The organism is Chitinophaga sp. MM2321, assembly GCF_964033635.1.
Lineage (GTDB): Bacteria > Bacteroidota > Bacteroidia > Chitinophagales > Chitinophagaceae > Chitinophaga.
The window spans coordinates 4,751,907-4,776,752 of record NZ_OZ035533.1; the positions used below are offsets into that span (position 1 = coordinate 4,751,907).

The 24,846-nt window shown below is 45.6% G+C and carries 18 protein-coding genes; 7 read left to right on the forward strand and 11 right to left on the reverse strand.

Annotated elements, in window-relative coordinates:
- Positions 1 to 11 precede the first annotated feature (11 nt).
- From ABQ275_RS18335 to def, 4 genes are all read right to left on the reverse strand, one after another.
- Complete coding sequence (locus ABQ275_RS18335; RefSeq protein ID WP_349314609.1) at positions 12 to 560, reverse strand: sigma-70 family RNA polymerase sigma factor; 549 nt, start codon at positions 558 to 560, stop codon at positions 12 to 14.
- Positions 561 to 643: 83 nt separating this feature from the next.
- A complete protein-coding gene (locus ABQ275_RS18340) occupies positions 644 to 1,471 on the reverse strand; it encodes an anti-sigma factor (protein WP_349314610.1) in 828 nt (275 codons plus the stop codon).
- Between the two features lie 50 nt (positions 1,472 to 1,521).
- On the reverse strand, positions 1,522 to 2,106 hold the full coding sequence (locus ABQ275_RS18345) for a sigma-70 family RNA polymerase sigma factor (protein WP_349314611.1): 585 nt from the start codon (positions 2,104 to 2,106) through the stop codon (positions 1,522 to 1,524).
- A 35-nt stretch (positions 2,107 to 2,141) separates the two neighbouring features.
- Positions 2,142 to 2,720, reverse strand: coding sequence for a peptide deformylase (def, locus tag ABQ275_RS18350; protein ID WP_349314612.1), 579 nt, complete (start codon positions 2,718 to 2,720; stop codon positions 2,142 to 2,144).
- A gap of 179 nt (positions 2,721 to 2,899) precedes the next feature.
- On the opposite strand from def, the gene ABQ275_RS18355 reads away from it, so the two are divergent.
- The 5 genes from ABQ275_RS18355 (at position 2,900) to ABQ275_RS18375 (ending at position 11,316) form a co-directional block, all read left to right on the forward strand.
- Positions 2,900 to 3,478 (forward strand): RNA polymerase sigma-70 factor, encoded by a 579-nt coding sequence (locus ABQ275_RS18355; RefSeq protein WP_349314613.1) that lies wholly within the window; start codon positions 2,900 to 2,902, stop codon positions 3,476 to 3,478.
- A 145-nt stretch (positions 3,479 to 3,623) separates the two neighbouring features.
- Positions 3,624 to 4,679: a FecR domain-containing protein gene (locus tag ABQ275_RS18360; protein ID WP_349314614.1), complete on the forward strand. Its 1,056-nt coding sequence runs from the start codon at positions 3,624 to 3,626 to the stop codon at positions 4,677 to 4,679.
- Positions 4,680 to 4,839: 160 nt separating this feature from the next.
- A complete protein-coding gene (locus ABQ275_RS18365) occupies positions 4,840 to 8,244 on the forward strand; it encodes a TonB-dependent receptor (RefSeq protein ID WP_349314615.1) in 3,405 nt (1,134 codons plus the stop codon).
- A gap of 25 nt (positions 8,245 to 8,269) precedes the next feature.
- The gene (locus ABQ275_RS18370; protein ID WP_349314616.1) at positions 8,270 to 10,048 is read left to right on the forward strand and encodes a RagB/SusD family nutrient uptake outer membrane protein; all 1,779 of its coding nucleotides are present in this window, start codon (positions 8,270 to 8,272) and stop codon (positions 10,046 to 10,048) included.
- Positions 10,049 to 10,080: 32 nt separating this feature from the next.
- Positions 10,081 to 11,316, forward strand: a complete 1,236-nt coding sequence (locus tag ABQ275_RS18375) for a metallophosphoesterase family protein (RefSeq protein WP_349314617.1) — start codon at positions 10,081 to 10,083, stop codon at positions 11,314 to 11,316.
- Between the two features lie 82 nt (positions 11,317 to 11,398).
- On the opposite strand, the gene ruvX is transcribed toward ABQ275_RS18375, so the two are convergent.
- Genes ruvX through ABQ275_RS18390 form a run of 3 tightly spaced genes read right to left on the reverse strand, consistent with a single transcriptional unit; the run spans position 11,399 to position 13,315 of the window.
- Entirely contained in the window at positions 11,399 to 11,809 is a 411-nt protein-coding gene (ruvX, locus tag ABQ275_RS18380) for a Holliday junction resolvase RuvX (RefSeq protein WP_349314618.1), read from the reverse strand.
- 45 nt (positions 11,810 to 11,854) lie between these two features.
- Complete coding sequence (locus ABQ275_RS18385; RefSeq protein ID WP_349314619.1) at positions 11,855 to 12,721, reverse strand: UbiA-like polyprenyltransferase; 867 nt, start codon at positions 12,719 to 12,721, stop codon at positions 11,855 to 11,857.
- 51 nt (positions 12,722 to 12,772) lie between these two features.
- Positions 12,773 to 13,315 carry an RNA methyltransferase gene (locus ABQ275_RS18390; RefSeq protein WP_349314620.1) on the reverse strand — a complete coding sequence of 181 codons (543 nt, stop codon included), beginning with the start codon at positions 13,313 to 13,315 and terminating at the stop codon, positions 12,773 to 12,775.
- 46 nt (positions 13,316 to 13,361) lie between these two features.
- Between ABQ275_RS18390 and mutS the strand changes: the two genes are divergently transcribed.
- Entirely contained in the window at positions 13,362 to 15,971 is a 2,610-nt protein-coding gene (gene mutS, locus ABQ275_RS18395; RefSeq protein WP_349314621.1) for a DNA mismatch repair protein MutS, read from the forward strand.
- Positions 15,972 to 16,134: 163 nt separating this feature from the next.
- Here mutS and ABQ275_RS18400 read toward each other — a convergent pair whose 3' ends face one another.
- From ABQ275_RS18400 to ABQ275_RS18415, 4 genes are all read right to left on the reverse strand, one after another.
- Entirely contained in the window at positions 16,135 to 17,838 is a 1,704-nt protein-coding gene (locus ABQ275_RS18400; RefSeq protein WP_349314622.1) for a SusD/RagB family nutrient-binding outer membrane lipoprotein, read from the reverse strand.
- Positions 17,839 to 17,865: 27 nt separating this feature from the next.
- A complete protein-coding gene (locus tag ABQ275_RS18405) occupies positions 17,866 to 21,117 on the reverse strand; it encodes a SusC/RagA family TonB-linked outer membrane protein (protein ID WP_349314623.1) in 3,252 nt (1,083 codons plus the stop codon).
- Positions 21,118 to 21,716: 599 nt separating this feature from the next.
- Positions 21,717 to 22,451: a hypothetical protein gene (locus ABQ275_RS18410; RefSeq protein ID WP_349314624.1), complete on the reverse strand. Its 735-nt coding sequence runs from the start codon at positions 22,449 to 22,451 to the stop codon at positions 21,717 to 21,719.
- Positions 22,452 to 22,573: 122 nt separating this feature from the next.
- Positions 22,574 to 23,590 (reverse strand): substrate-binding domain-containing protein, encoded by a 1,017-nt coding sequence (locus tag ABQ275_RS18415; protein ID WP_349314625.1) that lies wholly within the window; start codon positions 23,588 to 23,590, stop codon positions 22,574 to 22,576.
- Between the two features lie 259 nt (positions 23,591 to 23,849).
- Here ABQ275_RS18415 and ABQ275_RS18420 point away from each other — a divergent pair, with 259 nt between their 5' ends.
- The gene (locus tag ABQ275_RS18420) at positions 23,850 to 24,725 is read left to right on the forward strand and encodes an AraC family transcriptional regulator (protein ID WP_349314626.1); all 876 of its coding nucleotides are present in this window, start codon (positions 23,850 to 23,852) and stop codon (positions 24,723 to 24,725) included.
- Positions 24,726 to 24,846 lie beyond the last annotated feature (121 nt).

Below are 24,846 nucleotides of genomic sequence, written 5' to 3' on the forward strand. Positions count from 1 at the left end.
GATAAAAGAATTTATTTGTTTAAAATATTTCTCAATTGTGTAATCGCATTACGCATCCTTGTTTTCACAGTACCCAAAGGAATCTCCAGCACCCTGGAAATTTCTTCCTGGGTACAACCTTTATAATACGCCAAATCGATGAGGATACGTTGTTCTTTCGTCAGCTTCTCCAATACCTTGGAAAAGCCAAGATGGTCGATAGATTGGTGAACGGTTAACGGACCGTTGATTGAATGTACGTCGTCTGTAATATTTTGGATTTTCTGTTCCAGTTTATGAGATTTCGAACGAAGGATATCTATTGCGGTATTCCTTGCAATATTGAGCATCCAGGTAAAAAGCCGTCCTTTATCTTCATTGTATTGGTCGATATGTCGCCATATTTTCAGAAAAACCTCCTGTAATACATCGCCGCCTGAGCTGTTGTCATTCAACACTTTTACGATCACACCATACAAAACAGGTGAGTAATGATCATATAAGTAGCCGAAAACCTTCTGGTCACGGGCTCTCAGCCCTTGTACCAGTTCAGCTTCTGTATATGTAGCAGAATATTCCAAAACAGATTGGATCTTATTTATTGGTGGTTAAAATTACAAGTGACTCCATGACAAGAAAGAAGGTACGCAAAAAAACAGTTCCGTTACTTTGCCACTTTTGCGGACATAAAGAGTTGATCCATTGAAGGTACGGTATTTCCTCCTTTATTTTCCAGTGTTACAGCAAAAGCATCTGCCTCAGCTAATGGTTTCATTTTTTGTATCTTCTGTGATACATCCGCACCGCTTTCAAATACGCCTGCATTCACTAATTTTCTATTACGGATGGCCCACAGCTGAAACTGTTTACCAGCGGGAGCTACCGGCATCAGTTGTGCCATGAGAAATAACATTTGCGTATCGGGGTTCCAGCAAATAGTCACCACGTTACCATCATGTTTGCCGGCTCCTTTCATTTTAATCCACAGGAAAGCAGGGTCTTTCAACATATCCAGCTCTTTCTGTGTTTCCTGATGGCTGGCCAGCAACCGTTGTTCTTTTTCTGCGTTGAGCTTTTCCTGTGTTGCTACCAGTGATTTGTAGCGGCTTTTATAATCGGTAGATTTATTAAAGAAGAAAAAATTCAGGATAACGCTACCCAGGAACAGCGCAATAATAGCAGCGGCCAGGTATTTCCAGACCCGGTCATTTGAGGAGGAGGTACCGGCTATGCTCATCCGGGAGGTTTCCTGTGCAGCAACGGGTGGTGTACGTAACTCTTCCGGCAGGAGGTCGTTACCTGCGGAAGTATCTTCCTGCCGGAGGATATCCAGCAGGCGGTCCTTTATTTCAGGAGGCGGTGTAAGGGCATATAATTTCACAAATTTCTCCTTGTCCAGCTGCAATGCTTCTACTGCGGCTTTTATTTCGGGAAATTGTGCAACTGCCAGTTCAATTTCTGCATGCTCTGATTCAGGCAGGAGACCAAACACGTAGCTCTCTAAAATTCCGGATGATATGTAACGTAAGACATCCACTTATTTTATAGCTGTTTTAATAGGATTCTCAATTGTATGATAGCATTGCGCATCCGGGTTTTCACGGTGCCCAGTGGTATATCCAATACTTTGGCTATCTCTTCCTGGGTACACCCCTTGAAGTAAGCCAAATCAATAATAATACGCTGATCTTTAGGAAGGCCTTCTATTACTTTAGTTAGTCCCAGATGGTCTACAGAAAGGTGTACTGCCAATTGGGGTTCATACATAAGCGAGGTACTGGTAACATCCTGGATCTTCTGATCCAGTTTATGCGCTTTCGAACGCAGGCTGTCAATAGCTGTGTTACGCGCTATATTCAGCATCCAGGTAAACAGGCGTCCCTTGGAGGCTTCGTATCTGTCTATATTCCGCCAGATCTTTATAAAAACTTCCTGCAATACATCTCCTGCGGAGGGTTCATCCGTAACTATTTTGAGTGCAACGCCATACAATGCGGGCGAGTAATGATCATACAAATAGCTGAATACCTTTTCATCCCTGGCCCGCAGGCCCTGAACAAGTTCAACTTCAGTGTATGTTAAGGTAGCTCCCAAAATGGATACGGATGTTATACTTTCAGCTACCAAAATAGTAGCTTTTCTTTACATTACAAAATTATTTCCTATTTAGGGAACGTCATTTTATAATCTACTCTTATCTTTCCTTTTGTAATATCATCCAGTTTGCTTTTCAACATCCTGCGCTTTAACGGCTTGAGATGATCGATAAAAAGTTTACCATCGATATGATCATATTCATGCAGGATCACTCTTGCCGTAACACCGGTAAACGTTTTTTCCTGCGGCTCAAAATTCTCGTTAACATAGCGCAGGGTAACGGTTTCAGCACGGCTTACATCTTCTCTCACTTTTGGGATACTCAAACAACCTTCGTTATATGCCCAGTCTTTTCCACCGGTTTCCACAATGTGTGCGTTGATAAAAACTTCTTTCGTACCATCATCTCCCGGATAATCATTTTTTTCATCATCTTCCAGGTTACTGATAATCTGTTCACTATCTACCACGAATAAACGAATTGCTTTATTCACCTGCGGAGCAGCAATGCCTACGCCATTAGACGCGTACATCGTTTCCCACATATTCGCCACTAATCCTTTCAGATCAGGATATTCTGGCGTTATATCTTCAGCTATCTTCCTTAAAACCGGGTGCCCGTAAGCTACTATTGGCAAAATCATGTGCTTGTACTTAGTTTGATCTGCAAAATTAAGACATTTAGTTATTTTGTCATTATTATTCCTGCTGGAAGCATTAACCGTTATTCTTTTGGTCATATAAGGGAAAGCAGAAATTTGATAAAGTAAAATTAACTTCCTACTTTGGTGTACTCCCTGCAAAATAAGTAATTTACCACGTTATGCTAAAGCCTGAAATGGCAGAAGAGTTATTCATACAATACACGCAACAACTTGCATCGGGCGATCAGCAGGCGCTTAGGCAGCTGGTACTGTACTTCAGTCCTTCCCTCCACCGCTTTGCCTACAGCATAGTAGGTAACGAGCAGGAAGCGGAAGAAGTGGTGTCAGATGTATTTGTGAAATTGTGGCGGCAACGGGATCATCTTCCTCCTCCCGGTGCATTAAAATATTACCTGTACAAATCAGTAAGGAATACTGCACTCAATTATATTAAACACAACAGCCGCAGAGCTGCAGGCCACTACAGGTGGGAAGTGCTGGTGAGCAATAACAAAACGCCCACACCGGAAGACTTCCTGATCACCAAAGAAAACCTCCACGCCATCCGCGATGCCATACAGGCCTTGCCACCCCGTTGCCAGGAAGTATTCATCCTCGTAAAAGAAGAAGGTCTTAGCTACGCCGAAGTAGCGAACCTGCTGGATATATCTGTTGCAACAGTAAACGTACAGATCACCATTGCCCTGAAAAAGATATGGACAACCCTGGAGCCTGTGCTGCACCTTCCCACGTCCTGAAACGTCCCCTTCTTCCCTACACAGATCAATTTTTTTTTCTGCGCCTTAATTGGAATGCATTCCGCTGTTGTCTTATTGGTATTACTACGGGATATTCCACGGTTTCCCGCAATAATAACAATACTGACCTTTTATTATTATAAAAATGACCGACAGATTTTGGGAACTGATGGCCCGGTACTGGAGCGGCGAGATCACGCAGGAAGAAAAGCCTGAACTGGAAAAGTACCTGCTGGACCATCCGGAATACTGGCTGAAAGCAGGCCTGACAGAAAATCTTTCTTACAAGGCAACGCCGCTCTTATCCACGGAGGATGCCCTGCGGCTGGCAGACGATATCCAGGACAGGGTGTTCCGGGAAACCTTTGCCGGAGAAGCATCACTGCCATCCAAAAACTGGTTTACAAGACAGCACACCGGTTTGTTGCTGGCCGCCATGCTATGCGGCATCCTGATGCTGGCAGCTTATTATTACCGGGAAGTTGGCACATCTTCCTGGGAAAAAATTGCTACCGCACCCGGCACCAAAAAAAATGTTGTCCTGGCAGATGGCACTACCATCCGGCTCAATGCCGGCAGCGTATTGCGCTATCCGGGGAAAGGCCACCAACAGGACAAGATCCGGGAGGTATTCCTGGAGGGAGAAGCCTATTTTGATGTAAAACCCAATGCCGGCAGACCATTTATTATCCATGCCGGCAAAATGGATGTAAAAGTACTGGGTACAGAACTGAACGTCCGCGTATATCCGGATGAAGGATTTTCCGAAACTGCCCTGGTGAAGGGTGCGGTGGAAGTAATGGTGAAGTCCACGGAAAACGCCCGCACCTACCGCCTGAAACCGGGACAGAAAGTAGTGGCGAAATACCAGGAAGCGGAATTGCCTGAAAGCGGTACCGTGCAGCAGATGCCCGCTGCATCCGTTACACTCCAACCCGTGAGTAAAGTAAATGATAACACGATAGCCGAAACCGCATGGAAAGAAGACAAACTGGTTTTTCAGGATGAAACCCTTGCTGCATTGGCGTTACGACTGGAAAGATGGTATGGTGTGAAGATCACGATCAACAACACGGCCCTGGCTTCCAAACGTTTCACCGGGCGGGCGGATAATGTGCCACTGCCTCACTTGCTGGAGATTCTCCAGGCAATCACACCTTTTGATTTTTCTATAAAAGGAGGGGATGTTACCATTCAATAAACAGGATAAACAATGAAGGTAAATAACAGGCGGGAAGCGCCGCCCTGATCACTATCAGCCATACAGACAAGACAGTATATATAAAAAGCGGGAAATACGTCACTATTTCCCGCCGGGAAAATACTGTCGTATTCTCCATAATTATAACTAAATGCAATTTATGAAAAAAAATTCTACGCAAGCGAGATTTGCGTTGCCTATTCCCATTCGAAAGTTCTTGCTCATGGTCAAATTTACCTGCCTGCTCCTGATGGCTTTCCTGCAAGTCTCTGCTTCAGGGCTTTCGCAAAACAGGGTATCGATCTCCGTCAGAAACGCGGGCGTCGGAAAGATCCTGCATTATCTTGAAAAGCGATCGGATTATGTTTTCTATTATAATAATGAAGAGCTGGACAAGCTGCCGGCTATCGATCTTGCATTGGAGGATGTAACCATATCGCAGCTCCTGGACTCCTTGTCACGGCGGCTCGACATCAATTACAGCGTACTGCAGGACAACCTCGTTATTGTTCGGAAAGAAACGAATCAGCTACAATCCCAAAAGATCATCGGGAAAGTAGTGAACGCCCACGGGAACCCGCTACCCGGCATTACCGTGCAGATAAAAAACACTTCGCGGGGAGTGGTTACCGCCCCTGATGGCAGCTTCAGCATAGAAGTGCCGGACAATGCCACACTAGTGCTTTCCGGTATCGGCTATCTGAAAAAAGAAGTACCCGTTCATAACCAGACCACTCTCTCCATCATCCTGGAAGAAGATGTGGCAGGGCTAAACGAAGTGATAGTAGTGGGTTATGGCGTTCAGAAAAAATCTGACCTGACCGGCTCTATTGTCTCCATTAAATCAGATGAAATAAAAGACCTCCCCGTAAGATCAGTGGCAGAAGCCTTACAGGGAAGAGCCGCCGGGATGATGGTCAGCAAAGAAAACGGTAAACCCGGTTCCGCTGCACAGATCATTATACGCGGTGTCGGTTCCATTAACGGATTAAATCCCCTCTTTGTGATTGACGGTGTGCCAAGAAGCAACAGCACCAGCTTTAATCCGAAAGACGTAGAGTCCATAGAGATCATTAAAGATGCCAGCGCAGCAGCCATCTATGGCGCGCAGGCCGCCGGTGGCGTAGTACTCATTACTACCAAAAAAGGCATGTTTGATCAGCAAACAAATTTCAACTTCAGCGCCAACAAGGGTGTTCGCCAGATAAGCAAGTCGTACAACATGCTGGAAACACCCGATTACATACGCGCCAGAAGAGGGATGAAGCAGGATTATGGCCTCTGGAATAATCCCGATCTGCCCAATACCAACTGGTTTGACGAACTATTTCAGAATGGTGCAGAACAAACATACCAGTTGTCCATAAGTGGCGGCTCCAGTAAAACACGGTATTATGTTTCCGCCGGCTACGAGCGGGAAGACGGGATACAGAAAGACAACTTCTGGGAACGTTACTCGCTACGCGTAAATGCGGACTATAAACCCAACAAGCGTTTTACTTTCGGACACCAGCTATACATGGCGAAAATATCAGAAAACCCTGCCACCCGAGATGTTCCCTGGCGCACCTTGCCCTATATGGCGGTATATAATGAAGATGGCAGCTTTGCCAGGGTGCCTTCTGAAGTAGAATTTTCCGGCGGCAATGAAGTCGCTTCCCTCGCATACATACACCGGAAAAGCAGCACACTGCTGTTGGATGGCGTATTATATGCCGACTGGAAGATCACAAACGACCTCGTTTTCCGCGCCACCGCAGGTGGAGGTTTCAGTGGCAGCTACTACGACAGCTTTACAGAAAATAATACACTGGCAAGAACCAGCTTTCCCGAAACCTATTCCAAATCATCCGGCTATAATGAAAGCTATACCTTGACCACGCTGCTTACCTACTCCAAAACTTTTGCTAAAAAGCACGACCTGAAAGTAATGGCGGGCTATGAAGTCAGGAAATCACTCGGTTCAGCACTGAGTGCTACTGCTACAGCATTCCCCGTTCAGATAGCGGAGTCCTTTTCATTATCTACCAATCCCAACAAAGTAGCAGATGGTTCGCTGAGCTATGGCAGATTCCTGTCACAGTTCGGGAGACTGAACTACAGCTATGATAACAAATATCTCCTCACCGCCAATATTCGCCGCGACGGTTCCACGAAGTTCTCTCCCGCGCATCGCTGGGGTGTATTCCCTTCCGTGTCTGCCGGTTGGAAAGTGAACGAAGAACCCTTCTTCAAAAGCCTTTCCCAAAATATAATAACACTCCTGAAACCACGCATCAGCTGGGGAATCCTTGGCAATGACGCCGCTATCGGCAACTTCGCCTACCAATCATCCTATCAGCAGGTAGGGCAGCACAGTTTTGATGAACAAAGCATTGTAGGAGGATTCAACTCTATCAAAGTGGTGAATAAAAATATCAAATGGGAGGAAGTACATTCTATCAACTTCGGGCTGGATGTAAGCATGTTCCAGGATAAGTTGTCGGTTACACTGGAATACTATGACCGGCAAACCAAAGATATGTTGTACAACCTTCCCACTCCACTGTCATCAGGCATTGCCAGCTATTATGCTACTACCAGCACGATGCCTGTCAACATTGGTAAAATATCCAATAAGGGATGGGAAGTAAGTGCCTCCTACCGGAACCGCCACGGCGATTTTACGTATGGCCTGTCTGCCAACCTTGCCCAGAACAAGAACAAGGTCCTCGACCTGGGGCTGCCATCCGCCTATATTTACAGCGGAAGTCTCATGTTCATGAGTGGTAACTCTCCCTTCAAAACAATGAACGGTCAACCCATCGGACAGATCTACGGACTGGTAGCAGAAGGTTTGATCAAGGATCAGAAAGAAATCGATGCGCTGAACGACCTCGCCACAGAGAAAGCACTGAAAGCAGGTACGATCAAAGACGGACAACGTGCCTGGTACAATCACCAGTATACCAGCGCCGGAGATCTCCGGTATAAAGACCTGAACGGAGATGGCAAGATCACAGACGATGACCGCACTTTTATTGGCAATCCCTGGCCCAAACTGCAATACGGCTTTAACATGGACCTGGGATGGAAAGGTTTCGACCTCTCTGTATTAGTTACCGGCATTACAGGACGGGATGTTATCAATGGCGTAAAAATCTTTCAACAATCTTTTCAGCAGGATTTCCAGTCGACCAAAGACATTTTTAACGCCTCCTTCTTCCTGGATAACGGGCTTACTGATCAGCCAAGGGTAGGTATTACTGACCCGGCCAACCCGAATAAATATATCCAGGATCCCAGTAAAAACTATTCCTGGTACTCTTCCTATTACGTTGAAAATGGTTCCTACCTGAAAATTAAAAACATCTCGCTTGGATATACCTTACCACAGCAGCTGATACGCCGTGCCGGTATCAGCCGGTTACGGGTATACGTTACAGGACAGAACCTTTTCACCTTCACCAAATTCACCGGATTAGATCCTGAATTTTCCAACGATGTAAAGAATCATGGTCTTTACAGTATGACATCCTATCCACAGACAAAATTATTCTCTGCCGGCGTAGATGTAAGTTTCTAATTCACGATCTTTTAAAACTACAATCATGATAAAAAATATATTGGCAGGTTGGTTATTCATTCTTTTGATGTTCAGCTTACCCGGATGTAAACAATCATTCCTGGAACTTGAAGATAAAGGAGCGATATCAGAAAATAATTTCCCTACCTCGCTGAATCATCTGGACTTGTTGCTGGTATCAGTTTACGGTGTACAGCATGAAAGGGGATTCCTGGGATACTGGTGGCACGGCTACTCCATTTATTGCCTGGACCACACCATCGATATGCAATGGCGCAACGATGATGCCTGGATAGGTATCAGCACCGGTATGGCCAGGTTAGGCGATACCAAAGTACAGCACCAGTGGCGCGATATTCAGAAAGGTATTTATTTTGCCAACAGCACTCTTGAAGCCATAGAACGCTACCGGACAATAGCGCCTGCCACAGAAAAGCAGGCCATTGATAACAGGCAGGGAGAAGCCCTTTTTATGAGAGGCTTCTATCTCTGGCACCTGGAAGTGTTATATGGTCAGCCAAACCTTGATGGTATGGGCGTTCCCATCATCCGCAGTGTGCCAAAAGATCTTGCTACCATGTCTGTTCCCAGGGCAAGCACCCGCGAAACGTATGAAGCGATGATCGATGATTTCAGCAAAGCAGCGGTATTACTGGAAGGACAAACCAACAACCACCGGGCCACGAAATGGTCTGCTATTGCTGCCCTGGCGAAAACATACCTGTTTGCCGAAAAGCCCGACAGTGCAAAGATCTACCTGGAAGCGTGTATCAACAACAGCGGAAAATCGCTGGTGAGTCTTGACAGCTATAAACAGATGTTTAACGGCGATACCAAGTATGAATATAATTCCGAATCGTTTTATGAAACCGGCAACCGGGCGCACCCTGAGCTCACGAACAATAACGGGTCTACCCAACAGAATACCGGTTCAGGTGTATCACAGCTTTATACGCCTTTCTATATCGATACCAAAGATGATGAACGAAAAGCCATGGGATACAGCAACGAGTTTATGCATGACCGTAACCTCACCCGTTTTGGCTACAATGATATTCCTCCTTTTCAGGCAATAGAATCTGTTGGCGGCCAGTGGAAACTGAAAGATGACTACGTGGCACAACAACAGGAACGCCGTGCGCAGGTGGGCAAGCAGCAGGACGGGCCGGATCCCCGCCTTTACGTGTGCGGACTACAACCCTTCTTCGATTCTGTGAAAGTAGCCGGGAAGTACTATAAAGTGGCACAAGCTGAATTCGGGAAATGGTATACTATCGATGCTGCCACCGGTCTGAAACCCAATGAATTTTATGGCTGGGCGCTGAGGAAAAACCAATACCTGGAAGGTAAACTGGAAGAAACAAGGAATATAGCCGGCGCCAATTTCTATTTCATCCGTCTTGCAGACATCTATCTTATGTATGCAGAAGTGATCAAAAATTCCAATCCGGTACTGGCCCTCGAATACATCAATAAGGTGAAAAGACGTGCATATGGATACGATCCCGGCGCGATCTCTCCTATTGATTACAAAAGCCTCACAGACCGCACCAAAGCGCCACTCACAGATCATCTTGCCAACAATCCGTTGTTGTACGAACGTTGGGCAGAATTTTTCGGGGAAGCAAAATGGTGGGAAGATGTACGCCGGTTAAGACTGGGCCCGAAGGAAGCCTCGTTTTACAAAACAGTTGCTGCCGGCAGGGCCATTGTATGGCGGGATGAGCATTATGCCATGCCGCTTCCCTCCCTGGAATTTGAAACAAATTCCAATCCCGGTATGAAACAGAATCCCGGATATTAAAATAGTATAACTCATCTCTCAAAGAAAAAATCATGACGTTAAAAAGAAGAGATTTTATAGGCCATATCTCAAAAGCCGGATTATTAAGTTGTTTGCCGCTAAGCGGATTGAAAGCAATGGATAAAACGGTGGCAGCTGCAAACGAAACCAGTAACACTTTCCTGACAGCACCCTATTTACAGCATATAACACCGGAGGCAGTTACCGTGATGTGGATAACCGCAGAGAAATGTTTCAGCTGGATAGAAATCAGTGAACCCGGTGGTACGCCGGAAAAAGTTTACAGCGCCAGGAATGGCCTGAAGCAGGCCTACAACCGGATTAACAAAATAAGGGCTACCGGCTTACGACCCGGCACCACCTACGAGTATCGTATCTTTTCGCAGGAGATCCGGGAGTTCAAGCCTTACAAAGTAACGTATGGCGATACCATTCAAAAAGGTCCCTTCACGTTTTCCACGCCTGCACTGAAAGAAGAGGAAGTAAGTTTTGTCGTGTTCAATGACATGCATAATCATCCGCAGAACATTACGGAACTGATGGGAAAGTTTGCCCCGGATAAAGGCAAGGATTATGACTTTGTTGTTTATAACGGAGACAGTTTCAACTGGGTAGATGGAGAAGAGCCTATTATTAAAGATTTGCTGGAACCCAGCGGCAACGTATTTTCTACGACTCACCCGTTTTTAATGGTACAGGGAAATCATGAGCCAAGAGGGAATTATGCCCGTGAGCTGTTCGATTATTTCGATTACCCGGAAGATCGCTGCTACTATGCGTTTACCCGTGGCCCTGTACGGTTTATCGTCATGGATTCCGGTGAAGACAAAGAGGATACTTCTGTAGAATATTCTGGTCTGGTTTCTTTTGATGACTACCGGGAAGAACAGGCCAAATGGCTGGAAAAAGAGATCAACAGCAAAGCATTCAAACAGGCTGCTTTCCGGGTTGTTTTCATTCATATTCCGGTGTTCCATTCCGGCGACTGGCATGGCACCACGCATTGCCGTACCCTTTTCAATCCGCTGTTTAACAAAGGGAAAATTGATATTGCCATATCAGGACATACGCACAAGTATGGAACTTTTGATGCTGACCCTGCAACACATCATTATCCGATTGTGATAGGTGGTGGCCCCGGCTACGTGGGCAGAGGCGGTGGAAAGAGAACGATCATTAAAGTGAAGGCAGATCACAAATCACTATCGCTGCAAATGCTGCTGGATGATGGCACCGTGGCAGGTGCTTATAACCTGAAGAAGAAATAAAGGGCAACAGGTCGCCCGTATTTTACAAAACCCGCTCCTGTAGCGGGTTTTGTTTTTATCTTCATAAAAGAAAATCAATTTATCACATTGCCTGGAGATACGCCTGTAATATAATTGTGGCGCTGATTTCATCCACCAGAGCTTTGTTCTGGCGGTCTTTCTTTTTAAGCCCGCTATCGATCATGGTTTGAAACGCCATTTTAGAGGTAAAGCGTTCATCTACTTTTTTCACAGGAATATCCGGGAAATTTTTGTTGATAATGCGGATACATTCCACCACCAGCGGGGTGGCATGGGTATCGTTGCCATCCAGGTGTTTGGGTTCTCCTATCAGGATCATCTCTACCTGTTCAGCCGCAAAATATTTTTTGAGGAACGGGATCAGTTCATGTGTAGCCACGGTGGTGAGCCCGGTGGCTATCAGCTTCAAAGGGTCTGTTACTGCCAGTCCTGTTCTCTTTTTCCCGTAATCTATTGCCATTATACGCGCCATATGAATAGTAGGTGATTTTGTGTTTTGTTTTTTTATAGAGATGATTTACGGGTAGATAAGCATATCGCTGATGGCAAAAACGGCAAATACCACACTGGCAATACCGTTTGTCGTCATAAACATGATATTCACCTTGCTCAGATCATCCGGTTTTACGAGCATGTGCTGGGATAGCAGCATGGCTATAAAAACAGCTGCACCGATCCAGAACAGCCAGTGGAAATGCCCGGTCATACCGATGCAGATCACCAGGGCAGCGGCTACCACATGCAGCAGCTCAGAGAAGCGCAACGCACCTGAAAGCCCCAGCCAGGCAGGAATAGAATTCAACTCCTGCGACTTATCAAAATCTTCATCCTGCAAAGAATAAATAATATCAAAGCCCGATACCCAGCATAATACGAGGCAGGACACCAGTACCGGCAATACGGCAAATGCACCCGTTACGGCCAGGTAAGCGCCTATGGGCGCCAGCGACAGGCCCACACCCAGCACCAGGTGGCACAAGGCCGTAAAACGCTTGGTATAGCTATATCCCAGCACCACCAGCAAAGCTACCGGCGACAGGAAAAAACAGATCCGGTTGATGAACCAGGTGGTGATCATAAACAGCACCACATTGGCGATGATGAAAAACATCGCCTTTCCAGGAGAGATAACCCCAGCAGGGATCTCTCTTTTAGCGGTGCGGGGGTTGAGTTTGTCGATATCCACATCCAGCCAGCGGTTGAAAGCCATCGCAGCACTGCGTGCAAACACCATACAAAGGACCACCAGGCCAAACAGCTGCCAGCTGAAACTGCCACCGCCTTTGGTGGTAGCCATAAAGAAACCGATGAGGGCAAAGGGCATGGCAAAGATCGTGTGACTGAACTTTACCAGCGAAAGATATTTATTGATAGTGGCAAACATATATCAAAATTGAGCTTTTAGCTATCAGCATAAAAAAATACAACACATTGTCTACCGGCTTTTTGTGGCCAGTTTTTTTGCAAAGATATCCCAAACCACAATACCGGTGCTGACTGAAATATTAAGAGAATGTTTCATACCTGATTGCGGAATTTCGATACATCCATCCGTCATCTTCATCACGGCTGCGTCTACACCGGTTACTTCGTTACCAAAAACCAGTGCCAGTGGTTGATCTGCGGGTGGTACAAAAGCATCCAACATGATACTGTTAACCGCCTGTTCAATAGCCATCACCTTGTAACCGGCTGTCTGCAGCTCCTTTACGGCCTCCATGGTGGTAGGGAAATATTGCCATTCCACCGTTTCGGTGGCACCGAGGGCCGTTTTATTGATATCCCGGTGCGGTGGTACCGGTGTATATCCACACAGCACCACACCCTGCAGTAAAAAGGCATCCGCTGTACGGAATACGGAGCCTACATTGTGCATACTGCGGATATTGTCGAGTACCAGCACTATCGGAGTTTTATCGGCGGCCTTGAACTCAGCTACGGTTTTACGGCCGAGTTCATCCATGCTTAACTTTCTCATTATCTGCAAAGATAGCTGGATGATCTGAGTTTTATATATTTGCGGCATGGCAAAAAGCAAATCGGAAGAAACGCCGCTTATGCAACAGCATAAAGCTATCAAAGATAAATACCCGGATGCGGTACTCCTTTTCCGGGTGGGGGATTTCTATGAAACATTCAATGAAGATGCAGTTATAGCCTCCAGGGTACTGGGAATTGTACTCACCAAGCGGGCCAATGGCTCCGCTACATTTGTGGACCTGGCAGGATTTCCTCACCACTCACTGGATACTTACCTCCATAAGCTGGTGAAAGCTGGCTATCGTGTGGCCGTATGTGATCAGCTGGAAGATCCCAAAACGGTAAAAGGTATTGTGAAACGGGGTGTCACCGAAATGGTAACGCCCGGTGTGGCTGTAAATGATAAACTGCTGGAAAATACCAGCAATAACTTCCTGGCAGCCGTACATTTTGGCGGAGACATCACCGGCGTATCTTTCCTCGATATCTCTACCGGGGAATTTATCATTGCGGAAGGCTCTACAGAATATGTGGATAAACTGCTGCAAAGCTTCCGCCCCGCAGAAGTTGTATTTGCACGGCAACAGCAAAAACATTTCAAAGCCACCTTTGGTACCCGTTTTTATACTTACAACCTGGATGAGTGGATCTTTACCAACACTTATGCAGAAGAAATATTGCTGAAACATTTTCAGACCCATTCCCTCAAGGGTTTCGGGATAGAAGGCATGCCGGAAGCCATCATCGCCGCCGGCGCCACCATGCACTACCTGAAAGATACGGAGCATCCGCATCTGCAACATATTACCCGCATCCAACGTCTCAGCCAGGAAGATTTCCTGTGGATGGACCGCTTCACCATCCGCAACCTCGAATTGCTGCACAGCAGCGTGGAAAACGGCCATACCCTGCTGAAAGTACTGGACAACACTGTTACGCCCATGGGTGCGCGCCTGCTGAAACGCTGGCTGGTATTCCCGCTGCGCGACATTACCTCCATCAACGAACGACTGGATACGGTTGAATTCTTTATCAAAGAAACAGACCTCTCCAAAACATTATTGCATCACCTCAAACAAACCGGTGACCTGGAGCGGCTGGTATCCAAAATACCGCTGCGGAAAATCAATCCACGGGAAGTAATGCAACTGGCCCGCTCCCTGGAGCAGGTACAGGCTGTGCAAGCCCTGCTGGCCGATACCGGCAACGACTACCTGTTACGCCTCAACGAAAAACTGGATGCCTGCACTCCTATCCTCGACAAAATATTGAATGAGGTGATGGAAAACCCGCCGGTACTGGTCAACAAGGGCGGCGTGATCCGCGAAGGCGTGAATGCAGAACTGGATGAACTCCGGGGTATCGCCACCAAAGGAAAAGATTTCCTGCTGCAAATCCAGCAAAAGGAATCGGAAGCAACCGGCATCCCTTCCCTGAAAATCGCCTTCAACAACGTTTTCGGCTATTACCTGGAAGTTACCAACACCCATAAAAATAAAGTACCGGAAAGCTGGATCCGCAAACAAACGCTGGCCAACGCAGAACGTTACATTACACCGGAACTGAAAGAATATGAAGAAAAGATAGTAGGTGCGGAAGATAAAATACTGGCGCTGGAAACACGCCTGTTCGATGAACTGCTGCTGTCATTACAACCATACATACAACCGGTGCAGCAGGATGCACAAATGTTTGCCATCATCGACTGCCTGCGCTGCTTTGCACAAAATGCCGTACAATACAAATACCGCCGCCCGGTGATCACGGATGCCTTTAACATGGATATCCGCGAAGGCCGCCACCCGGTGATTGAAAGAGGACTGCCTGCCGGAGAAGCCTACGTAGCCAATGATATGCAGCTCGATAAGGAATCACAGCAGATCATTATCCTCACCGGACCCAACATGAGTGGTAAGTCGGCCCTGTTAAGACAAACGGCCCTCATCACTTTGATGGCGCATATGGGCAGCTTCGTGCCCGCCACCAGCGCGGAAATAGGACTTACCGACAAAATATTTACCCGCGTTGGCGCTTCCGATAACCTGAGTGGTGGTGAATCCACCTTCATGGTAGAAATGAACGAAACGGCCAGCATTATCAATACAATCACGCCGCGCAGTCTTGTTATCCTGGATGAAATAGGAAGGGGTACCAGCACCTACGACGGCATCTCTATTGCATGGAGTATCGTGGAATACCTCCATGATATGACACCGCACCGGCCCAAAACATTATTCGCCACGCACTACCATGAACTGAATGAACTGGAAAATAAACACGATCGTGTAAAGAACTTCCATATCACTAATATGGAATCAGGCAATAAAATTATTTTCCTGCGTAAACTGGCGCCTGGCGGAAGCCGCCACAGCTTTGGTATTCATGTGGCACGCATGGCCGGTATGCCACCGGAACTGATTGACCGTGCCAACGAAGTATTAGCGCATCTCGAAGAAAAACATATCCATGCACCCCTGCAAAAAAATGTGAAGAACATCTCCACACCCACGCAGCAGCTGCAACTAAACATCTTTGATGCACACAGCGACACCTTTAAAATGATCCGGGAAAAACTTGACCTCGTGGACATAAACAGGCTAACACCCGTAGAAGCCCTGCTGAAGCTGAGCGAGATCAAAGGAATGATAAACTGATTTACGAATTTTTTGATTTTTTGATTTAGGAATTTGGAAATGCAGCGGAGATCAATTTTTTGATTTTACATCAAAGGTTGATCTCCGCTGCATTTCCAAATTCCTAAATCAAAAAATCAAAAAATTCGTAAATAAAAAAACCGGGTTCCCCCGGTTTTTTTATTTATTTCTTGTCCCACCATACGCGGCCGGTAAAGTCATTATCGTTCGAACCGTATTCACCGGTTTTCTGCATTTCAATAATGGCATTTCTCCAGTTGGTTTGATTGGCAATAGTAGGTTGCGGCAGTAACCAGCGACGTGGTACGGCAACAGACTGTCCTGATACTTTCATGGGTTCAAAAGCCAGGATACCGCCTTCTTTAGGAATACCGGTTCTCTTCCAGGCGCCCCATGCCTCCCATGGAGACTTGAAGTGGTTCAGGAAGTTCTGAATATTGATCTTTTCCAGCAACACATCTGTAGCGCCTGCAAAGGCAACAGCGGGGGTATTGATATACGCCTGTACAGCCGCTGCATCCAATGCTGCATAGTCCTGAATTTTGGCTTCTTTACCTATCTGGCTGTAAGCATCCATAGATGCTTCGATACCTTTTTCATACAACGCTTTCGGATCACCCTGCGCAATACCGCGTACTGCCAGTTCAGACAGCATGAAGCATTGTTCCGCATAAGTAAGGATAGGTTGTATGTAACGCGCACCATTAGTACCGGCGTTTTCGGCAGCCAGGTTGAATAACCTGCGTTGCACGGAAGATACGGTATCTACCCTGCGGGTAATGGTATCTTTTCCAAACACCATCGTATAACGCTTCACGTTAAAGATAACGCTGTCGGCTTTTACCGCTCTGCTATCGGGGCTGGACGGTAATCCGAAATAGCGGCGTGGATTATAGGTAGCATTGGCGCTTAATGCACCACCGGCTTTCAAACTATCCACCAGCGCCTCTGTGTAACTGTTCTTTTCATAGAAGATACCCAGGCGCGGATCATTATTGTTGTACATGTAATCCAACATGTTTCTGCTGGCAGACAGCGGACTATTGTCCATCGCCCAGTTGCCGCCACGGGCAAAGCCCTGTGCAGCAGAGATGAATTTCCATTCATCGTCATTGGACGTAAACAGACCGGCTGTATTGCTCATCGCATCTTTTACGATAGGCGCTACTTTTTCCGGTGCTCTTTTCAGCAGGCGCATGGCAATTTTTATGCGTAGCACATTACCCGCTTTGGCCCACTTACTTTCGTTGCCGCTATAAAAAATATCATTAGCGCCGTAGTTGGCCTGAGAAGCTAATTTGCTGCTGAGTGTTTCTACCGCAGCTTTCAGCTCTGCATCCCAGGTGGCAAACAATAATTCCTGGGTATCATATGCAGGAGTAAAGTTGCCATCTGTGCGGGCTTTGAAAGCTTCACTGTAAGGAATACTACCATTCGCATCTGCTACTCTCCACGCGGAATACACCTTCATGATCTTGGCGATAGCCAGCATGTTGCTGTATTGTACTTTTTCTTCCGCTGGCTTTCTGCCCACCATATCTTCAATTTCCACCAGGTTGCGGCCTACGTTTTTATAAAAGGCATTATAAAAATCGTTGGTATTATTAGGACTGAAAAGACCAGTGGGAGATGAACCCGGTGCAGCAGTAGCAAACTGCAACCATTGCATCTGGTATTGATAGCAATCGTAGAACCAGTCAAAATCGCGGTCTACTATGCTTTTTACAGATTGTGTGATCAATAGTTCCGGGGGCGCTTCATCACTGATAACCGGACTTGTATTGATATCCTCAAAGTTTTTTGTACAGGAGCCCAGCATCAAACCAGCTACTGCTACACCAATGCCCCATTTATTAACAGCTTTCATTTTCATTTTTTTGTTGTTAAACGGTTATTAGAATCCTACCTGTACGGTTAAACCCATGTTGCGAACAAATGGAACACCACCATACTCAGAGAAAGCAGACGTTTTGTTATTACGTACGGCTTCCGGGTTGATGTGATCCGGCAGGTTGTTGAACAGGTAACCCAGGTTACGGCCTACCAGTGAAACACGGAGACTGTTCAGTTTCCAGCGTTGTACCATGTCTGTTGGCAGGGAATAGCCGAGTGATAATTCACGGAGTGCTACATAAGAAGCATCAAATACGGAAGCTTCCCGGATACCGATACCCCACTCACCAATCATACTATAGTACTGGTAAGGTGTAACCGGCGATACATAACCTTTCTCATAAGCTTCTCTGTAAGTCATACCATCCAGTACAACGTCCTGACCATCTTTGCTAACCTTGGTTCCTGTCTGGAATACACCATCGGGAATCATACCATCGTTACGGCTTTTGCCGGAAGCGTCTGTCCAGGCAAGACCGCCATGTTCTGCATCACGTCCGTCCATGGTGTTAGCAGTAGTTCCTCTGCCGGTACCATACTGGTGAGAAGCAGAGAAGAAGTCGCCACCAATACGGGCCTGGATCAATACACCCAGGTTCCAGTTTTTGTAAGTGAAGGTGTTCTGCAAACCGAGGTTGAAGTCGGGCATAATGTTACCTACTACGGAATAGCCACGTACAAATTTGTACGGGAAGTCACTACCACCCAGGGTGATCAGTGCTTTGCCATTGGCATCGCGGGTATAACCGTAGTCTGTTACCAGGTCGCCATAGCTGCCACCTACAGTGGCAATAGCTCTTACGCCCTGGTCTTCGTTCAGATCCAGCTGGTTAACACCAGGTGTGAGGCTGACGATTTTATTTTTGTTACGGCTACCATTCAGGTTCACATCCCAGGTAAAGCTTTTGCCTTGGATCGGTGTTGCATTGATCGCAATTTCAATACCTCTGTTTACCATGCTACCTGCATTGATGTAACGGGATGTAACACCTGTTTCGAGGGAAGTAGGTAGATTAATGATCTGGTTGGTAATGTTGGTACGGTACCAGGCAACGTCAAAGCCTAAACGATTATCCAGGAACCGGACATTCGCACCTAATTCCACACTTTTGGAAATAGATGGTTTCAGGTTCATGTTGGGCAGGATATCTGAGTTAAAGATATTTACCATCGGCAGGTTTTCGCCGGTAGAAGCGCCCCTGAAGTAATCGGAAGTATAATATCCTGTATTGATCTGGTATGGATCCAGGTCACCACCTACCATTGCGTAGGAAGCGCGCAGTTTACCATAGCTTACCCATTCAGGTAATGTGTTTTTCAGTGTTTGTGTAAATTCCCATGCACTACTTACAGAAGGATAGAAGTAAGAGTTAGTGGTATGACCCAGGCTACCTTTAGGATAAGTCAGGGCAGAAGACCAGTCGTTACGGCCGGTGATATCCAGGAATAATTCATTGTTATAAGACAGGCTGGCAGCGAAGAACGCGGAGTTAATCACTTTACGCAGCAGCGGATCATTCTTGATAACATAAGCATTGTTACTGTTGCTGATATCATACAGGAAAGGAATACGTAAACCACCATCTGTATAGTTGTTGTACTGTTTACCGATCCCGCTGTTCCATGTTTCCGCACCCAGGTTCAGGTTACCTTCAAATTTCTTACCCAGTTTAGGGGTGATCATCGCCATACCGGTAAAGGTGTATTGTGATTTATTCACCCCTGCAATGGAGTAGCGGCCATCAGGACCTTTGAAGTAAGCATCTGTACCCACTTCTTTACGTTCGTCTGTACTTTGTTCACTGCTGAAGTTAGCTTTACCCACAAATTTCAGCCAGTCAGTAGCAGTAGCAGTCAGGGAGAAGTTACCGGTAATCAGTGACTCTTTGCGTGACCAGCTGTTATACGCCTGCTGGAAGAAGTAATCGGCGCCGGGGTTGGTGTTGAGGTCTGCTCTTCCGCCCTGTGGGCCGAGGTAGTTGGCAGGTTGGCCCCAGATAGATGGGTCATAGTTACGCGGAAACACATACACCCATTTACGACCAATGTTATAATTGGTATAATCACCGCCCTGACGGTCAGGATTCAGTGTTTTGGAGGTAGCGTAGGTAACACCCGCATCTGCGCTCAGTACTTTTGATATCTGTGAAGATCCACGGAAAGCAAAAGTATTTCTACCAAAGCTGTTGTTGGGAGAAACGCTGTTATTGTCCAGGTGGGAGTAAGATAAACGGAAAGTTCCTTTATCATTACCGCCTTCCATGGCTACGTTGGTATTAAAATATTTACCTGTCTGGTAAAGATCTTTAGCGTTATTTGGTTTTGGTGAGTAAGGCACCATCAGGCCATTGGCCAGTTTCACCTGGCTGCCGTCCATGAAAGAACCGAAGCTGTTACCACCGGCGGTGTTGTCATATGTTCCGTCGAGCCCCTGACCGTAGCTATTTTGCAGGTCAATAGCGCCGCGGTATACTTTTTCCACCTGGGCGGTCTGGCTAACGGTAACGCCTATACCTTTTCTTGCATTCCCTTTTTTGGTAGTAATGAGAATGGCGCCATTGATAGCACGTGAACCGTACAATGCAGTGGCGGCGGCGCCTTTCAGCACAGTTACAGATTCATAATCGTCGGGGTTGAGGTTCTTCAGTACGTTACCGAAGTTTACATCCGCCGCACTTTCGTCATTTTCAAAGATCACACCATCCACGATGAAGATGGGTTGATCTTTTCCGTTTAAAGATTTGGCGCCACGCAGTACGATACGGGGAGCGGCAGCAGGACCACCCGCAGCAGCGGAGATGTCCAGACCGGCAACTTTACCCTGTAAAGCAGATACTGGGTTGATGGAGTTGGTTTTAGCCACATCCGCACCTTTCAGTTCAGTTACCGCATAGCCGAGTTTACGCTGTTCGCGTTTCATACCCATAGCGGTAACCACCACTTCATTTAAGTTCTTGTTGTCTTCTTTTAATACAATTGATAAAGTAGTTTGTTCCCCTACAACTACTTCCTGGTTGACAAATCCGATATAAGAGAGTACCAGCGTGGCGTTGGGAGCTACCTGTACTTTAAAGGTTCCGTCGCCGTCTGACATGGCACCGTTGGCAGTTCCTTTCTCTTTTACCGTAACACCGGGTAACGGCGTTCCCTTTTCGTCTTTTACGGATCCCGTAATAGCTTTCTTATCCTGCGCCCATGCAGTAATACAGCAGCATAAGAAAAGCAACGTGGTGAGAAGAAGTGATCTTCGCATAGCTTCCTTTTGGTTTAAATTATAACAAGTGAATCAGTCACATAAGCAAAAAAAATGCAAGGCAAACCCCATTACCACAGCATCCCTGCATTGCGCAGGATTACAGATGAATATTATTTGGTTTCCGCTACTAAATTGTACAAGGGATTACTCCCATTGGCATTCCATTATTTTTCCGCTTGCCCGCAGTGCCTTTAGTAAAACGTTTTAGCAACCTGTGATAAAAAAAAACCTGCATATATCTATTCACAATTCAATTTCACAGACAAGTTTTTGCTCAGCGTAAATAATGGTTTCAAACTTAGGGATTATTATGAGAAGTGCAAAAAAGATTTAACAATTTTTTTATAATTGGTTAATATCTTATTAAAGGTGAGAAGAAAATATGTAGAAAGAATAAAAAACTACCAGGATTAAAGGATGATAGGATTTAAAGGATGGGTGTTTTGTTGTTTTATTTTTTTAAAAGTGTTTATTTTTTTGAAAAAAAATAGGAATAATTTCTGTCTATACAACAGAATTTATTCCTATAAAAAAATTTAATCAAACAACAAAACACCCATCCTTTAAATCCTATCATCCTTTAATCCTGGTCACTTTTAATCCTGGTCATGGTTGATGGCATCCACCGCTCCTACCATTGCTTTTTCATCAAAGCTGCTATCATAAGTATCCAGGAACTTTTTTGCAGTTGCCAGGGCCTTGGGATCCTTTCCCAGTGAGGCTAAGAAAGATTTTTTCTTCATAGTTACTTTTACCGGAACACCATCTTTCAGGAGATAATAATTGGCTTCTCTTTTATATTCATCATATTTCTTACCGGTTTGTACCATTCCTTTGTCTTCGAAGTTGGATCGTTCCAGTTTCACTTTAATATCCTTCACCAGCCAGTATTTTCCAGCAGACAACCGCTGCATAAATTTGGAAACACCATCCGCCTTTACACTGACGAAAGACTGTTCCATATCATCTTTACGAAGATGAAAAGCCTGGATATCATTTGTTTCAGGCGCAAATGCTTTTGAATCACCCGCCTTAATGATCAGCATATTTTTTTCCAGATCAAGATTTCCCTCATACACCACCGAATACTTTACGGCTTTATTCTCCATAGAATCCAGCCAAAGATGCCCCCAATCCGGATATAAGTAAGGACTGCCGACCGTATTTTCCACCGGTCTGAAACTGGTTGCCACAAAATAAGATTTCAGTCCGCTGAAATTATCCAGGATATTGGATGTGTGGATTGTTTGGGACAGGCCCGTAGAATCCTGCGCCTTCAGGCAATTGATAGTTATCAGCAGGGCGCCGATAAAAAGGGTTACTTTTCTCATAAGTATATCTTTATAATACGAATTTAATGGAAAATCCCCGAACAAAATGGTACCTCCGCTGCAATAGGTCCCGGAGGGAACAACTGTAGCGGAGATACCATTATATTGAAGATGACATTATATTAAAGTGTAGTAGATTCCCGCACAATCAGTGCAGGTTCCAGCACGATCTGTTGAGGGGAAGCAGAAGGGTGATTAAGTTCTTTCATGAGTACTTCCACTATATTCCGGCCTATTTCACCGATGGGCTGTGATACGCAGGTGATGGAAGGACTGTGGAGACGGAAAATATCGTGGTCATCAAAGCTCACGACGCCGATTTGTTTGCCGATCTGCCATCCCAGGGAACGGATGCTTTCGATACCGTAAATACCAAGGTAGTTGGTGGCGAAAAACACCGCATCAATGCCTTTGGTGGCGACCAGGAACTTTTTAATTTCAGCATTGAAGCTTTCCCGGTCCTGTTCAAAGGCCAGGCGTTTGACGAGGTTTTTACCTGCAGGAAGCTGATGATCTTTCAGCGCCTGGGTATAGCCATCCAGCCTGTCTTTCATCTGGATCTGGTCGGAAGCGATGGTGACGATGGCTATTTTTTTATAGCCCTGCTTCGCCAGGTGGCTGGTTACATTGTACGCGCCTTTATAGTTATCTACTACCACATAGTGGGAGCTGACGTGCGGAAAATAGCGGTCCATCAGTATGATGGGCTTGGCGGCTGTTTTCAGTAATTCAATTTCCTTGTCCAGGTTTTTGGTGGGTGTAATGATGTAACCATCTACCTGCCTGTATTTGAGTACTTCCAGTAAGCCTTTGGCCTTTTCCGTATTGTCTTCGGTGCTACCGTACAATACTTTATAGCCGTGTTTATCGGCTTCATCTTCCACTACTTTAGCCAGGCTGGCAAAGAAGTTATTGGCAATATCTTCTACAATTAACCCGATGGTTTTCGTTTTTCCGGTACGCAGCCCCCTCGCCAGCTGGTTAGGCTTGTACTTTAACCGGGTCGCAATTTTCTGTATTTTCTTGCTAACCTGCTCGCTGATCCTCTTTTCCTTTGCTTTGCCGTTGAGTACAAAAGAGACGGTTGTAGGAGATACTCCTGCCTGTTTTGCAATATCTTTAATAGAAATTCCTTTCATAGAAAACAATGCTATATCGATTTAGCCTAGCGTAAATTACAAAATGAAAGGTGAAATTTACATTCTTGCTTTAATTATTCCAAATACAAGCCAAATCACGCATGCCGGTTTACCCGCATATTTCTATGACATGTAAGGGTCATTTTACAAAGAATGATATTTTTTTAACCAAAATTTAATAATTTGCCCATGTTCATAGGATAATGGCAATACTATTATTGGGTATTATCAGGAAAACAGTAGCTAAATTAATACATGAATGAAACCCATCCTTATTAAAGTTGGGGCTTTTGCCGATAACCAGATCACCATCATAGAGCGATGTGATCCATATTTTAATACCCCCTTTCACTTTCATCCGGAGTGCGAGCTGGTATTTGTTACGGAAAGCCACGGGAAGAGAATTGTAGGAGACAGCATCGAGAGCTTTGAGGAAGGTGATATGGTATTTCTTGGCCCACATATACCGCACGTATGGTATAATGAAGAAGAATACTATAAAGGAGACGATAACCTGAAAGCGCGTTCTGTTGTCATCTATTTCCCAAAAGATATTTTTGGGGAGAAGTTTTACGGCCTCCCCGAAACAAAGGCCCTGAGCGAACTTTTTCACCGCGCCCAGCGTGGCATGAAGATCACAGGTGCGACATATGATAAACTGAAACCGGAAATTTTATCTCTCCCTAAAAAAGAAGGACTGGACAGGATTATCTCCCTGCTCAGCATCCTGAAAACATTATCCGAAACCCGCGATTGCTATTTCCTGGCCAGTACAGGCTACTCGCATGCCTATAATGTGAAGGATAACCATAAGATTGACGAAGTATTTAAATATGTGATGAATAACTTCTCCAAAGAAATCTCTTTGCAGGACGTTGCCAGCATCACCAATTTATCGCCACAGTCATTTTGCCGCTTCTTTAAGAACCGTACCAAAAAATCATTTGTACAGTTCCTGAACGAAGTACGTATTGGCCATGCCTGTAAACGGCTGACCGAAGAAGATTGGTCCATCGCCGAAATTGCCTATTCCTGCGGATTCAAAAATCTCTCTAACTTTAACCGCTTCTTCAAGGAAATTGTAGGAAAAACACCCAAGGAATACAAGAATGAACTAAGGCTGAAAGAAGCATAATGATATTTTGGGATTTATGGATGTACGAATTTTAAGATTTTGAGATTTATAAATAAGTAAATCATAAAATTCATAAATCAATTTTTTATCCTTACTTTGATTGCAGGAATATTCAACCAAA